Source organism: Caballeronia eucalypticola (assembly GCF_047608185.1).
In the GTDB taxonomy this organism is placed as follows: Bacteria; Pseudomonadota; Gammaproteobacteria; order Burkholderiales; family Burkholderiaceae; genus Caballeronia.
Genome location: NZ_JBLKRU010000002.1, coordinates 1 through 14339, shown reverse-complemented (window position 1 = coordinate 14339; position 14339 = coordinate 1). Strand labels below are relative to the sequence as shown.

At 60.0% G+C, this 14339-nt stretch carries 12 protein-coding genes and 1 tRNA gene; 6 read left to right on the top strand and 7 right to left on the bottom strand.

Features of this window, described 5'->3' with window-relative positions:
• Window positions 1-66: 66 nt before the first annotated feature.
• The 7 genes from aepY to ACMX25_RS02310 all read right to left on the bottom strand — a co-directional run bounded on the left by aepY (window position 67) and on the right by ACMX25_RS02310 (window position 7189).
• On the bottom strand, window positions 67-1242 hold the full coding sequence (gene aepY, locus ACMX25_RS02340; protein WP_414947958.1) for a phosphonopyruvate decarboxylase: 1176 nt from the start codon (window positions 1240-1242) through the stop codon (window positions 67-69).
• The gene (gene aepX / locus ACMX25_RS02335) at window positions 1239-2939 is read right to left on the bottom strand and encodes a phosphoenolpyruvate mutase (RefSeq protein WP_414947957.1); all 1701 of its coding nucleotides are present in this window, start codon (window positions 2937-2939) and stop codon (window positions 1239-1241) included. Before aepX ends, aepY begins: the two co-directional genes overlap by 4 nt.
• Entirely contained in the window at window positions 2936-3703 is a 768-nt protein-coding gene (locus ACMX25_RS02330) for a phosphocholine cytidylyltransferase family protein (RefSeq protein ID WP_414947956.1), read from the bottom strand. Before ACMX25_RS02330 ends, aepX begins: the two co-directional genes overlap by 4 nt.
• A 21-nt stretch (window positions 3704-3724) precedes the next feature.
• Window positions 3725-4732 (bottom strand): flippase-like domain-containing protein, encoded by a 1008-nt coding sequence (locus ACMX25_RS02325; protein WP_414947955.1) that lies wholly within the window; start codon window positions 4730-4732, stop codon window positions 3725-3727.
• A complete protein-coding gene (locus ACMX25_RS02320; RefSeq protein WP_414947954.1) occupies window positions 4729-5547 on the bottom strand; it encodes a HalD/BesD family halogenase in 819 nt (272 codons plus the stop codon). Before ACMX25_RS02320 ends, ACMX25_RS02325 begins: the two co-directional genes overlap by 4 nt.
• The gene (locus tag ACMX25_RS02315) at window positions 5544-6248 is read right to left on the bottom strand and encodes a CDP-alcohol phosphatidyltransferase family protein (RefSeq protein ID WP_414947953.1); all 705 of its coding nucleotides are present in this window, start codon (window positions 6246-6248) and stop codon (window positions 5544-5546) included. Before ACMX25_RS02315 ends, ACMX25_RS02320 begins: the two co-directional genes overlap by 4 nt.
• Before the next feature lie 194 nt (window positions 6249-6442).
• Complete coding sequence (locus ACMX25_RS02310) at window positions 6443-7189, bottom strand: DUF4136 domain-containing protein (protein WP_414947952.1); 747 nt, start codon at window positions 7187-7189, stop codon at window positions 6443-6445.
• A gap of 263 nt (window positions 7190-7452) precedes the next feature.
• Between ACMX25_RS02310 and pepN the strand changes: the two genes are divergently transcribed.
• From pepN to ACMX25_RS02280, 6 genes are all read left to right on the top strand, one after another.
• A complete protein-coding gene (gene pepN / locus ACMX25_RS02305; protein WP_414948294.1) occupies window positions 7453-10161 on the top strand; it encodes an aminopeptidase N in 2709 nt (902 codons plus the stop codon).
• Window positions 10162-10370: 209 nt separating this feature from the next.
• Window positions 10371-11396, top strand: a complete 1026-nt coding sequence (locus tag ACMX25_RS02300; RefSeq protein WP_414947951.1) for a class 1 fructose-bisphosphatase — start codon at window positions 10371-10373, stop codon at window positions 11394-11396.
• A 54-nt stretch (window positions 11397-11450) separates the two neighbouring features.
• Window positions 11451-11526: transfer RNA gene (locus ACMX25_RS02295), tRNA-Thr, on the top strand.
• Between the two features lie 345 nt (window positions 11527-11871).
• Window positions 11872-12018 carry a hypothetical protein gene (locus ACMX25_RS02290; protein ID WP_414947950.1) on the top strand — a complete coding sequence of 49 codons (147 nt, stop codon included), beginning with the start codon at window positions 11872-11874 and terminating at the stop codon, window positions 12016-12018.
• Between the two features lie 216 nt (window positions 12019-12234).
• The gene (locus ACMX25_RS02285) at window positions 12235-12492 is read left to right on the top strand and encodes a hypothetical protein (protein WP_414947949.1); all 258 of its coding nucleotides are present in this window, start codon (window positions 12235-12237) and stop codon (window positions 12490-12492) included.
• Between the two features lie 481 nt (window positions 12493-12973).
• Complete coding sequence (locus ACMX25_RS02280; RefSeq protein WP_462686290.1) at window positions 12974-14332, top strand: IS4 family transposase; 1359 nt, start codon at window positions 12974-12976, stop codon at window positions 14330-14332.
• The last annotated feature ends 7 nt before the right edge of the window (window positions 14333-14339 follow it).

The following is a 14339-nucleotide window of genomic DNA, read 5'->3' as shown; positions in this document are numbered from 1 at the left end:
CAACATCGAGTTGGTGCGGCCTTTGGGTGAACAACGTGACATCCGAAGCAAGATCAGCGCGACAGCCTAGCGTCCAATGTGCGTTTGCAACCGGCGACGCACGTCTTCCGGCGTGATCTTCGGGCGCGGCAGATCGTCTGGCGTGCCGGTGCTGATCGACAGCCTCGCAAAACGCACACCATCGACGTCCTTCGCCTCGAACAACCGATCGATGACGCTCGGATCGTCGCCATCCAGCGCCAGCGCGTAACCGCATGCTGAAGCGATCCGCGCGAACTCGACGCCTTGCGACACCGTCGCCTGACCACCGGTCGATTCATGCGCGCCGTTGTCCAGCAGCAAGTGCGTGAGATTGGCCGGGCCGTAAGCGCCGAGCGTGGCGAACACGCCCATGCGCATCAGCGCGGCACCGTCGCCGTCGAGCGCAACCACGTTCAGGTCAGGCCGCGACAACGCCAGGCCAAGCGCCATCGGCGTGACGCATCCCATGGATCCGACCAGGTACACCTGGTTCTCGCGGTCATCGATAGCGTAGAGTTCCCGTCCGCAAAATCCCGTCGATGCCAGCACGACCGTCGACTCTTTCGGCGTATGCGCAATCACGCGCTGCAAGGCGTCGTGACGCGATACACGTTCGCCTGCACTTTCAAACGACTCAACCTCGGCGCGCTCGTTCAACGCGCGCTGACGCACGCCGCTCAAGCCTTTCTTGTTCAACTTGTACGGTGCAACGCTGCCCTTCTGCATCACGAGCGCGTACGGACGCCCAGTGCTGTCCATATGCGCGGTCGCGCGATCGAGCGCGGGTCCGATTGCATCGGCTTGGGTCGGGAACAACTCCCACGGAATCTCCATGGTGTCGAGCATGGCCGGCGTGACGGGCCCCATCAACGCGTGCTGAGGTTCATCGGCGACACCCGGCTGACCGCGCCATGTGACGATCAGCAATTGCGGCAGCCTGAACGTCCACGTCAACGACGTCAGCGGGCTGACCGCGTTGCCAAGCCCGGAGTTCTGCATCATCGAAATGCCTCGACGCGCTTTATGCACGCCCGACGCGCCCAGCGCCACCCCCGCGATCAACGCGACGGCATCGCCCTCATTGGCCGCCGACACGTAATTCAGCGACTCGTCCTGCAGCACGTAATTGATAAACGGCGTCAGATAAGAGCACGGCACGCCCGCGTACCAATCGAAACCCCGCTCGCGCGCGGCTTCGACAAATTGCGCAGCTTCGATCACGCGCCGGCCTCCGAGGAGCCCGAGCCGTTCGATCCGTACGGCGCTTGTCCGTGGGCGAAATCGCCGGCCTGACGCAACTCATCAAGGTCGTTCACGCCGCGCCAGTGACCGTGCACGTACTGCACTTCGATCTTTTCGTCGGCGGCGACCAGCGCGTTGAGCAGCGCGGCCATGTCGAGCTTGTCGAAGTCATCGCGTTGCTGCAGCGTTTCGAGCATGGCGACCAGGCGTTCACGCCCCGCGCCGCGTACGTTCAGCAGGCCCATCCAGCGGCCTTGCGGCGTCTTCGAGTTTGCGGGACCGGCTGAACTCGTCACGCTTTCGAGCCATACTTTCTGACCGAACAACGCCCGGTCGTCCGCGGTCGAGCAATAAGCAAAATCCGTCGATACCACCCCGGCAGCGGGCGTCTGCGACGAATCCACGACTACGCAGAAATCGCTTTCCGTTTCCACCAGATCGCGAAGAATGTAGCTGCGGAACAAGAGGTCGCCGTACGAGATCACGGTGTCGGCGGTGAACGATTTCGCGGCGCATGCCAGCGACGCCAGTTCGCCCGTCTTCTCGTGCTTCTCGTTCACGACCAACCGGATGCCCGATGTATCGATGGCATCGGCGCGATAACCGCCGACCACCGTAATGTCGTTGATGCCTTCTTTCTTGAACGCCTCGACCAGACGGCGCAAGAGCGGCTTGCCTGCGATCGGCAGCATGACCTTGGGTTTATCGGCGGTAACGGCTTCCAGCCCCGCGCCCCGGCTTGCCGCGAGCACGACAGCATTGCGCGATGCACTCGCCGACGACAAATACACGCTCTCGGCAGTTGAATATTCCTCGGCGTCTTGCAGACGGAAGATTTCGTTCACCGTCGCCACGCGGTCTTCCACGTTCACGAGCGTCTCGCTGCTGTGAATTTCCTTAGCGATGGCCTGCATGGTCGACGCTGCGCCGCGCAGCAAATGGTTCGCCCAGATCACCGTGCTGATGCCGGCTTGGCGGAACACGTCGGTCGGCGTGCTGTAGTACTTGGTCGGCACGATCACGAGCGGGCCGCGGCCGGCCCATTCACGCGCGAACGTGAGAATTTCGTCCGGCTTGGACAGCTTGCTGTGAATCAGGATGGCGTCCGCGCCGGCCTGGCGATAAGCCTCGGCGCGCTTCAGCGCTTCTTCCATGCCCCAGCCCGCGATCAACGCTTCCACGCGTGCGACGATGGAGAAATTCGGATCGCTTTGCGAGTCCTTACCGGCCTTGATCTTGCCGCAGAACTCGTCCATCTCGGCGAGCGGCTGACGCTCGCCGTTGAGAAAACTATTGGTCTTCGGAAACTGCTTGTCTTCGATACATACGCCGGCAATGCCGCGCTGCTCCAGCTTTTTTACGAGCCGACGAACGTTGTTGAAGTTGCCGTAGCCGGTGTCGCCATCGAGCAGGATAGGCAGGTCGCTAGCGTCCGCCATGAATTCGAGCGTGTCGACCACCTGGGTCCAACTCGCTTCGTTGTTGTCGCGTACGCCGTACTGCGCGGAGATCGTGAGACCCGATCCCCAGATTGCCTTGAAACCGGCTTCCTTCACAATGCGTGCAGACAAGCCGTTGTGCGCTTCCATCAAAAATTCGAGTTGATTGCTTTGCAACATCTCGCGCAGGCGAAGGCTGCGGGCATAGGCTGCTGGTAGTTGATACGGTGCGTTCATCGTAGAGCTCCTGCAAGCTGACGCAGTTGCGGCAAGACTTCGTCGGCCGCGCGTTTAACGTCGTTCTGAAAATCGATTTCAATCCATGGTGCGCCGGTTACATCGGCCACGTCGAACACCTGGCTGCGTTCCAGCAGCAAATCACGCACGGCTTCTTCATGCGGCAAGTTCGCGCGGCCCGTTTCGACATAACCCGCCACGAGTTCGGCCAGGCGCCGTGCGGCGGTTTCATCGAAGCGGAAAAATCCGACCGACTCGCCGATCACGTCGAATTGCAGGTCAGCCAGCACTTGCTTGCGCAATTCCACCGGCACGCCATTCGCCACACACAGCTTCACGGGTTCATCGCCGGCTTCGAAATCACGGTCGATCAGCAAGCGGTTCACCGGTCCCGCGCCCGCCACCAGCGGCTCGAGAATACGTTCGTCGTAGAGTACGTCGGCGTCCATCAGCAACACGTCGCCGCCACGCGTCAGCGCTTCGGCCGCCGTGTGCACGGACAGCACGCTGCCGAGCGAAAACTCGCGATTCACGACCACTTCCGTACGCGGTTTCCAGTCGATCGCGGCAAGTTCCGCTTCCACCTGTTCATGCTTAAAGCCGAGCACAAAGACGATTTCATCGACGCCAGCCGTCTTCAGCAATTGAAGATGACGTTCGAGCAGCGACGACTCGCCAAAACGCAGCAGGCACTTCGGCTTTTGCTGCCCTTCCGGCTGAACCAGGCGCAAACCCATCCCGGCGGCAAGAATAATTGCGCGCATGTTGATCCTATGGATGATGCTTTATTCGATATCCGGCACGCGCGCGAGACGACGGCGCTGCCAGCCCTTTTCAGCGAAATGTAGATAAATGATACCCGGCAAGCCGAGCAGTAATTCCCGTGCGCGCTTGGCCAACGAAAGCGCGAGCGCGGCCTCCGGCGGCAAGCCAATCAGACGCGCGAGCAGCAAGTAGCCGCCCTCCTGCACACCCAGCGAACCCGGAATGAAGAACGCCGCGCCCCGAATGGCCTGGCCCAGGCTTTCCAGCATCAACGCTTCGCCCCAGCCAACCGGCGAGCCCAGCAAGTGCAGCGCAAGCCACACTTCGCCCGTGCCCACGAACCAGCCCAGAAGACTCAGCGCAAAACTTGCCGCGACCGGTCCGGGCTTCTTGTAGAGATCGAGCACAGCGGTGTCGACCGCTTCCGCACGCGACACGAGCGACGACCAGTCGCGCTTCTTCGAAAAGCGCGCGGCGAATTGCGAAGCGAAACGGGTCGCGCGGCCGAACAAACCCTTGCGTTGTGCGAAGAAGAACCCGACGACCATCAGCGAGCACGCCACGATCACGATCAGCACCGGCAGCAGCATGCCCACGCCCGACGCATAGCTGCTCAGCAGCGCGAGTCCGATCATCGCGAAGATCATTTGTCCGACGGATTGCATGGTCGTGCTGACGGTGATGACCGCCGCCGCGTCGCGCGCCCGCATGCCGCGCTGCGACAGATAACGCACCATCAGCATGGGGCCGCCGATCTGTCCGGCCGGCATCAGGCTATTCACCGACTCACCGGTCCAGCGCGCGAACAGCGCGTCGCGGAAGGTGACATCGCGTTCATTGCGGGGAAAGAGCGTTTCGATAGCCAGCGCGTCGATCACGACAGGCAGCACATGAAACACCGCCACCGCGAGCAGACCCCAGCCTGCGGCCGCGAGCGCGGTCGCGACGGAACCGAAGCCCTGCCAGCCGAGCAGCGCGATGAACAACACCACGCCGAGCGACAGGAGGACCGTTCCGGCGCGGCTCATGCTGCGCCGTTCTTCCCGCCTTTGCGGCGGAAAACCTGCCCGAAGCCGAAGTACGCGATCGAGTCTTTCATGTTCGAGATGAAACGCTGCCACGGCCGCATGTTCGGATTCGTGACGTACTCGAAGGTCAGCGACACGCGGAATTCGTTCGCGCGCGCAGGCGTGACGCGATGGCGCAGTTTGTCGCCATCGAAGAAAACCAGCCCGCCCGGCGGAATTTGCACTGAACCCGGCTGATCGGGAATCTCAGGCGTGCGCGTGTGCAGTTCATAGTCGAGACGGCACGACGAATCGTCCTTCACACCAAGCAGCAAGGTATAACGGCGGCCTTCGTAGTACGACGTATCGTAGTGCCAGCCGATATGGTCGCCCGCCTTCGTATAGAAATACAGCGCGTACGCGTGCGGATCGTCAGCCGGCGACTCCTGAAGCGTGTCGCCGCTAATTTTTTCGAGCCAGCTAATCAGTGCCGGTGACCGGTACAAGTCGGCGATAAACGGCGCGAGCTCGTCGATCGCGTGACGGCTGACGCTGCCGCCCTGCTTGTGCCCCGGCAAATAATTGCGGTTGATTGCGGGCGTGACGGCCTGGACAGCGGCAACCAGCTTCTCGGTGAACTCGCGCGGCAGAAAGTCGTCCAGGTACAGGAACGCGCCCTGGTTATCGAACGTTTCGTGCAGCTTCGCAGTCTGCCGCCCGGGCAATACGCGCTGAAGATGCGCGGCCAGGGTTTCGTCGAGAGCGTGAGAGCTCTTGCGCTCAGCGGAATGGCCGCCAACCGCACGAGGGGATAAGGAATCGACAGAAGAACTCATTGAACAGCCTGCAAATCCTGATCTTGAGTATCAGCATCTTTGTTAAGTGCCGTGGCCCGGGCGAAACGCCGCAGTGCGTGCTGGTAATCCACGACGACCCACACAGCAAACAGCGGTGCACCAATGGAGGCCGCCACGAGGAACGGCGTCATGCCGTTGAGCAGCGTCACCGCCGGCAGCAGATACAAGACGTCTTCGGTCTCGAAACCCGCCATGGACGCCTGCTTCGTGCCGCTCTTGCCCGCCATGGATTCAATCCGCATCCGCAGGAAGAAGATCAGCGCAACAGCGACACCCGCAATAGCGCCAAGCCATTCGGCCGACACAATCATCGCCGGATGATGACCGCTCACATAAAACCCGAGACCGACGAACAGCAGCACGGTCACCACCGAATCACACGCGAGATCGTAAAAATGACCGATTTTGCTCGATTGCCCGCTGATTCGCGCGAGTTCGCCGTCCGTATGGTCGACGAAATTGGACAGCGCGATCAGCAATGCGCCCAGGCTGCATAACCAAAAACTGCCGACCGACAGGTAATACGCGCCGGCAATGCCAATCAGCAGGCGCAGAGTGGTTAGGTGGTTCGGTGTAACGGGGGTGCTAACGAGCGGTGTAACGAGGCGCCGGGCGAGCCGCGCATCCCAGGTTGCGGGCTCAGGAAGCGTATGGTGTTTAGCGTTGCGGGGTTTGTTCATCCTCGAAATATATCTCGTTTCGAATTTAATTGCATACAAGGGCACGCTGCCATACGCCCGCAATAAGGCAGATTTTTAACCGGAATTCGAGCGTATCGCGGACACAATGGCGGCGGTGACCGGATCGGGCAACCCGTCATCGTAACGGTAAATTTTGCTGAACCGGATTTTCTGGAAACGCATCGGCTTAACGGCTACTGCACGGGCACCGGTGCTGCGACTGGCGCTGGAGCGGCGGCCTTCTCGTTCGTCCCGACCGAAACCGGCGCTTCATTGCTGACACCGCCGGTTCTATCGAGCGAGATTTTCACCGTGCGCACGGTGCCGTTACCCAGCGGAAAATTCGCGAGCGCACTACGGACGAGATACGGCATGGCGCGAACCAGCGACGATTCGCCGCCTGAATTGCTCGCGGTCACTTTGTACACCTCGCGCCCGCTTTCGCGCTCGGTCATGCGGATCTGCAGCGAGTGCACGAAGATTGGGTAGCTTTGGTCGACATAACCCGTCGGCCCCATGTCCCAACCGCCCCACGCTCCCCACCCGCCGTATCCACCCCATCCGTACGGCCGGCCGTACCAGCCGCCGTACATAGGCCACGGATCGTAGTAGACAGGCTGGCGCACGGTAACCATGTCGCCGCGAATGGAGTAGGACAGTTCCACAAGATAACGCGCGCCGGCATCGGGCACCTGCTTGAACGAGTGCGTGGCGAGTTCGTTTGCGGCGAGCACTTCATACGTCTTCTGTTCAATGCTGTTTTGCTGTGGCGCCGAGCGCACGAACGCGTAGGTCCGCGTGGCGTCGGTCCCGGACCAGTCGGAGAACGCCGCCACCTGCGTCTGAACATAGGTCGTACAACCCCCGAGCAACGCGAAACCCGCTACCAGCAGCACGCGCGCCGCGCCCTTCCACTCCCCGTACCACCGTCCCAACGTCATGGCCGACCTCATTCGTCTTGTTGATCTTGATTGCGATGTGATGTGTAAAACAACAACCCTGAAGAGTCGCATGCACCGTACGAAAGACGGCTGACTCCATCTGTTTAAAGACCGTCGCAGACAGGTGAAGTTCGAGAAGCAGGCCATTCGGCCGACCCCAAATCGAGCACACGATCCCGCGAGCCTTTGTACAATGGTCCGACACAAGGCCGCCTGGAAAGCAAAGGCACCCGCTCAACTCAATCAGAACCGCCATGTCCACCATGCCCAACTCGACCGCACCTGCTGTAATCCGCCGTGCCGACTACACGCCGCCCGCCTTCCTGATTGATACCGTTGCGCTCGAATTCGATCTCGTCCCCGAACGCACGCTAGTGCGTAACACCATGCGCCTGCGCCGTAACCCGGACGCCGCGCCTGCCGCGTCGCTGGAGTTGCTTGGCGAGCAGATGGAGTTCATTGGCGCCACGGTCGACGGGCGCCCGCATGCGGATGTCCGCGTTACTGAGAACGGTTTGTCGGTGAGCAATATTCCCGACGCGTTCGAATTGACGCTGGAAAGCGCGTGCAATCCGGCCGAAAACACGACCTTGTCGGGTCTATATGTATCCGGCGGCAATTTCTTTACGCAATGTGAGGCCGAGGGCTTCCGGCGCATTACGTACTTCCTCGACCGGCCCGACGTCATGGCCACGTACACGGTCACGTTGCGGGCGAACAAAGAAGCGTATCCGGTGCTGCTGTCCAACGGAAACCTGATTGAAGAAGGCGACCTGGAAGACGGCCGGCACTTTGCGCGCTGGGAAGACCCGTTCAAGAAACCAAGCTACCTGTTCGCGCTGGTGGCCGGCAAGCTCGTCAAGCTCGAACAGCGCATGAAGACCGGTTCGGGCAAGGAAAAACTGCTTCAGGTGTGGGTCGAACCTCACGATCTGGACAAGACGCAACACGCCATGGATTCGCTGGTTCATTCCATCGAATGGGACGAACGGCGCTTTGGGCTGGAGCTCGACCTGGACCGCTTCATGATTGTTGCCGTGAGCGACTTCAATATGGGCGCGATGGAAAACAAGGGCTTGAACATCTTCAATACGAAGTACGTGCTCGCGAATCCCGAAACGGCTACAGACGTGGATTTCGGCAATATTGAAGCGGTGGTCGGCCATGAATATTTCCACAACTGGACGGGCAACCGCGTGACCTGCCGCGACTGGTTCCAATTGAGCCTGAAGGAAGGCCTGACTGTATTCCGCGACCAGGAATTCTCCGCCGACATGGCCGCCGGGCTCGAACCGGGCGCAGCCAGCGACGCGGCGCGCGCCACCAAACGGATTGACGACGTCCGCGTGCTGCGCCAGATGCAGTTCGCCGAAGACGCGGGTCCAATGGCGCATCCGGTACGCCCGGAAAGCTACGTCGAGATCAACAACTTCTACACGATGACCGTCTATGAAAAAGGCTCGGAAGTCGTGCGTATGTACCAGACGCTGCTCGGGCGCGACGGTTTCCGGCGCGGCATGGACCTGTATTTCCAGCGTCACGATGGCCAAGCGGTCACCTGCGACGACTTCCGTCACGCCATGGCCGATGCAAATGGCCGCGATCTCGCGCAATTCGAGCGCTGGTACAGTCAGGCGGGCACGCCCAGGATCACGGTGCGCACGCGTTACGACGCAGCCGCGAAGCGTTACTCGCTGACGCTCACGCAAGGCTACGGCGAGGCGTCCGAGGCCGCGCGCGAAACTCAAAAGGGTCCGCTGCTGATTCCATTTTCGGTCGGCCTGATTGGCAAGAACGGCGCCGACCTGCCGTTGACGCTTGACGGCGAGAAGGAACCGCAGGGCACTACGCGCGTGCTGGAGTTCACGGAACAAGAACAAACCTTCACGTTCGCCGACGTCGCCGAAGAACCGCTGCCCTCATTGCTGCGCAATTTTTCGGCACCGGTGGTGGTCGATTACGACTACACCAACGAACAGCTCGCGTTTCTGCTGGCTCATGACAGCGACCCGTTCAACCGGTGGGAAGCGGGCCAGCGCCTCGCCACGCGCGAATTGCTTGCGCTGGCGGACCGGGCATCGAAACGTGAGGAACTGACGCTCGACGACCAGGTGGTATCCGCATTCGCCCAAGTTCTCGACGACAGCACGCTCACGCCGGCATTCCAGGAACTGGCGCTGATGTTGCCGTCCGAGGGATATCTGGCCGAACAGATGGCTGTGTCGGATCCCGCCGCCGTTCACGCCGCTCGTGTGTTCGTAAGCCGCCGCCTCGCCACGGGCCTGTGCGACCGTTGGCTCGCCGTGTACGAAGCGAACCGCACGCCGGGCGAATATCGCGCGACACCGGACGACGCCGGCAAGCGCGGGCTGAAGAATCTTGCGCTCGTCTATCTGAGCCAACTCGACGATCCCACCCGCGCAATCGAACTGGCGAGCGCGCAGTACGACGCCGCGAACAACATGACGGACCGGTCGGCTGCGTTGTCGGCATTGCTGACGGCGGGCGCGTCAGGTTCCGTCGATACAGCCGTGGCCGATGCGGCCCTTGGCGATTTCTACCAGCGTTTCGAAAAGGAGCCGCTGGTCATCGACAAATGGTTCGCGCTGCAGGCCACGCAACGCGGTGGACCGAAGCGCAATGTGCTCGAGGTCGTGCGCAAGCTGATGCAACACCCGGCGTTCACGCTGAAAAATCCGAATCGCGCCCGCTCGCTGATTTTCAGCTTCTGCGGTGCCAATCCAGCGCAATTCCACGCCGCCGATGGTTCTGGTTATGCGTTCTGGGCCGAACAGGTCACGGCGCTCGACGCGATGAATCCTCAGGTGGCCGCACGCCTGGCTCGTACGCTCGAACAATGGCGCCGATACTCGCCGGCCTTGCGGGACAAGGCGCATGCGGCGCTGGAACAGGTAGCGTCGAAGGTGAAATCGCGCGATGTACGGGAGATTGTGGAAAAAGCGCTGGGCTGACTTGAGGATTAAGGCTTAATTCGATACCGCGGCTCACAAAAACCGGCGCTACGGCGCCGGTTTTTTTACGCGCCGTCGCCGCGCGACAACCAGGATTGGCGTCTCGCAACACTCCATTAAATGTACACCACATTGCTGTGACATCGGGAGACACATTCCAAGCGGGTAGAATCTGAGGCATTCGTCTAACGCTCTCGGAGCCCAATGCAATGTCGACCCCATCATCTATTTCACGCCGCACGACGCTCACCAAGTATCTGATCGAGCAGCAGCGCGAACATCAAAATCTTCCCGCCGACCTGCGATTGTTGATCGAAGTGATCGCGCGCGCGTGCAAGCAGATCGGCTATCAAGTGAGCAAGGGCGCGTTGGGCGAAGCGCTGGGCACCGCCGGCAGCGAAAACGTCCAGGGCGAAGTGCAGAAGAAACTCGATATTCTCTCGAACGAAATCCTGCTCGAAGCCAACGAATGGGGCGGCAACCTGGCCGCGATGGCATCGGAGGAAATGGAAAAGATTTTCCCGATCCCGAACCGATATCCGAAGGGCAACTACCTGCTCACGTTTGATCCGCTCGACGGCTCGTCGAACATCGACGTGAACGTGTCTATCGGCACGATCTTTTCAGTCCTGCGATGCCCGGACGGCATGGAACCGAGCGAACAGGCATTCATGCAGCCGGGTTCGGCGCAAGTGGCGGCCGGCTATGCGGTCTATGGTCCGCAGACGGTTTTCGTGCTGACCACCGGGTACGGCGTGAACTGCTTCACGCTCGACCGCGAACTCGGATCGTGGGTACTCACGCAAAGCAACATGCAGATTCCCGCCGACACGCGCGAGTACGCAATCAATGCATCGAATAGCCGTCACTGGTACGAGCCGGTGCAAAAGTATGTGAACGAGTTGATCGAAGGCAAGGACGGCCCGCGCAAGGAAGATTTCAACATGCGCTGGATTGCTTCGATGGTGGCAGACGTGCACCGTATCCTGAGCCGCGGCGGCGTGTTCATGTACCCCGCCGACAAGCGCACGCCCGATCGGCCGGGCAAGTTGCGCCTGCTGTACGAAGCGAACCCAATGGCGTTCATCGTCGAACAGGCGGGCGGCGCCGCGACGGATGGCGAGCAGCGCATCCTCGACATCGTTCCGACCAACCTGCATCAGCGTGTGCCGGTGTTCCTTGGATCGAAAAACGAGGTGGAACGCGTGACGCGCTATCACTCGGAAATTAATTGAGGTCAGGGTGTTGCCAAACTCGGGGAAACGTACTTATAATCTCGTTTCTCTGATGCCGGAATAGCTCAGACGGTAGAGCAGCGCATTCGTAATGCGAAGGTCGGGGGTTCGATTCCTCTTTCCGGCACCAAACAGAATCAAGCAAATTAGCCCAATCCTCGGATTGGGCTTTTTGTTTTTATTCTGAAATAATCTTCTATTCTCAAATAATCGCGATGCAACCGATTGGCGCGTTACCGCTTTGGCCACGTCGAGATCGGACTCGCTATGGTGAGATTGAATTAAGCATGGGTTAGTGCTCGTCTTTCCGACACATCGTTGAATTAACTGAATTCGCCGAGCTTTCCGAATGCAATCGACCGTATTTCAGAAAGCGTTGCTCGCTCGCAGCCGCACGGGCGCACATGCATTCAGGCTGGTCAAAAGCGTGTCATGCTGGAAACCCTCACATCACCGCACGCTGGGAGCCACAAAAATGGCTAAATCGAGCGACACTCACGACCTCTCCTCGCAGCAAATGACGCGATGCAAGCGGCAGATCGCTTTGGCGACCGCCGCGGCAGTCATCGTTGCGGCGTTTTTGTGGTTTGTCGCCGTTCGACTCGGGCTTGCCGGTTCGTGATCCGCGGATGGCCGGCGGACTCAACTGAACCGGTCACTGTCCATCCTCCCACGGAACACGCGCTCCATCTGGCAAAGTAGCGATTAAGGGTTTACCCCTAAAAATCACAAAAACCAATTGTGCGTACCGACCTTAATTTTAAGAGACCTCTTAACTACACTTGGGTTACCGGCTTCGAACAACGGTTCGTCGCCAAACCAAGACTGGAGGTTCATCATGAAATCGCTTATTCAAGCTGTTGTGGTTGCCGCAGTGCTCGCCGTACCCGCTGTATCGTTTGCTCAATCCAGTGCGCCTCAGCAGGACGCTGCCGCGTCCAGCTACGGTGGCGCCCCGGACGGCACATCGGCGACGGGTTCACATCGTGCGCTTCATTCAATCGATCGGGTTGTGCATCGCGTAGATAACAAGATCCGCTCTTCGATTCGCCCGGATGCCAATGACGGTATGGAACCCATTTACTTCGGTTCTTGATTCGTTCGAAAGCGTGAAAGTCCCATGTCATGCGGCAGCGACTTTCACGCTCGGCCCCGTCAGTCGCGACGAGCTCTTGGATTACCCTGAACCAATGACGTAACTGTCACGTCAACCCGTTCAATATATTCATTTATGCGCGCAAAAAGCAGCGCGCTAAGCAATGCATTAATCTCGCGAGCCAACATTCGTAGTTGGCAACACAATCATTAACTATTTCTAATTCGTGAACACTTCGCCGTAAAGGGTAATAAAAATTATCCGGCAGCGGAAAACGTCGAAATGAATGGGCTGCGCTGGTAAAGTTGCCGTGATTTTCCCGGCTTCTACCAGGTCTTTAATGACCTCGCCCCACCATACCCATCCGGTTATACACATCTCGTAGCCCAAGGCGTCGTGCGCGGAAGAACGCGTTTACTTTCAATGACGTAGCGCTGCGCTTGTAAACTTTCAGCGGATCGCGTTTACTTTTGCTTTTTGAGTGGACGCATTGGTCACCGAATCGACGCCCTGGACCCAGACGGAATTCAAACAGCTCGAGCTCGGCGATGCGCGCCTGAACAAGCGAGCGAGGCTTTTGATGGAAAGAATGGCGGCCGACCCGATGGCCAGCGTGCCCAAGGCATGCCAGGGCTGGGGCGAGACGATGGCGGCGTACCGCTTCTTCGACAACGACAAGGTCGAATGGCATGCGATTTTGGAGCCACATTGGCAGCAGACGCAGGAGCGCATGCAGGCCCATCGTGTCGTGCTCTGCGTGCAGGACACATCAGAGCTGGATTTCAACGGACAAGGCGCGATCGGACTCGGGCCACTGAGCTATGAAGCCCAGCGGGGCATGTATCTGCATCCGACCTACGCGGTCACCCCGCAGCGCGAGCCGTTGGGCATTCTGGATGCGTGGATGTGGGCGCGGGAGAAGAAGGACGAATCCGGCAAGCGTGGCGGACTCAAGGAAAGTCTGCGCTGGATCGAGGGCTATGAGCGCATTGCTGAGATGGCGCCGAGCCTGCCCTCCACGCGTTTGGTGTATGTGGCTGAGCGCGAAGCGGATCTGATGTCGCTGATGTTGCGAGCGCAGGAGCTGGGCACGCCGGCAGACTGGCTGGTACGAGCCGCTCATAATCGCTGCCTGCCGGAGGGAGACAAGCTGTGGGAGCGCACGAGCCGTGGGGAAGCTGTCGGGCAAATCGCCTTCACGATGGCTTCGCGCCATGGCGTCAAAGCACGCACGGTGCGCCAGCATCTGTGGGTGCAACGCGTGGAGTTGCCCGCGGGCAAAGGCAAGTGCATCGCTGCGACGTGCCTGGTCGCGCGCGAGTTCGAGGCTCCTGCGGGCGTTAAGCCGATCGAATGGCGTCTGTTGACCAATCGCACGGCCAGCACGGTGGAGGAGGCAGTCGAACTGATCGATTGGTATCGAGCGCGCTGGGAAGTGGAAATCTTGTTCAACATCCTGAAGAACGCGTGCCGTGTCGAGGCGCTTCAGTTGGGCACGATCGAACGGCTCGAGCGCGCGTTAGCGCTGTTTCTGGTGGTGGCTTGGCGTGTGGCTTATTTGATGCGGCTCGGACGAACCTGCCCGGATCTGGACGCGCACCTGTTCTTCGATCCCGATGAAATTCGCTCCGCCTACCTGCTCACGAAAACCCGAGCGCCGGCCCAACCGAAGCTCAACGAAGTATTGCGACTGATCGCGCGCCTGGGAGGTTTCCTTGGCCGCAAGGGCGATGGCGAACCCGGAGCAAAGACCATCTGGCTCGGCCTCCGAGAAGTTCATGTCGCTGCAAAAACATTGCGCCTCTTACGCGACGACGATGGTGACGACACTTCTGTATAAGGGAATG

What these genes read in the sequence shown, in the direction of transcription:
- aepX (WP_414947957.1), bottom strand. Translation starts at nt 2,939, where the DNA reads ATGAACGCACCGTATCAACTACCAGCAGCCTATGCCCGCAGCCTTCGC.
- ACMX25_RS02330 (WP_414947956.1), bottom strand. Translation starts at nt 3,703, where the DNA reads ATGCGCGCAATTATTCTTGCCGCCGGGATGGGTTTGCGCCTGGTTCAG.
- ACMX25_RS02325 (WP_414947955.1), bottom strand. Translation starts at nt 4,732, where the DNA reads ATGAGCCGCGCCGGAACGGTCCTCCTGTCGCTCGGCGTGGTGTTGTTC.
- ACMX25_RS02320 (WP_414947954.1), bottom strand. Translation starts at nt 5,547, where the DNA reads ATGAGTTCTTCTGTCGATTCCTTATCCCCTCGTGCGGTTGGCGGCCAT.
- ACMX25_RS02315 (WP_414947953.1), bottom strand. Translation starts at nt 6,248, where the DNA reads ATGAACAAACCCCGCAACGCTAAACACCATACGCTTCCTGAGCCCGCA.
- ACMX25_RS02310 (WP_414947952.1), bottom strand. Translation starts at nt 7,189, where the DNA reads ATGACGTTGGGACGGTGGTACGGGGAGTGGAAGGGCGCGGCGCGCGTG.
- pepN (WP_414948294.1), top strand. Translation starts at nt 7,453, where the DNA reads ATGCCCAACTCGACCGCACCTGCTGTAATCCGCCGTGCCGACTACACG.
- ACMX25_RS02300 (WP_414947951.1), top strand. Translation starts at nt 10,371, where the DNA reads ATGTCGACCCCATCATCTATTTCACGCCGCACGACGCTCACCAAGTAT.
- ACMX25_RS02290 (WP_414947950.1), top strand. Translation starts at nt 11,872, where the DNA reads ATGGCTAAATCGAGCGACACTCACGACCTCTCCTCGCAGCAAATGACG.
- ACMX25_RS02285 (WP_414947949.1), top strand. Translation starts at nt 12,235, where the DNA reads ATGAAATCGCTTATTCAAGCTGTTGTGGTTGCCGCAGTGCTCGCCGTA.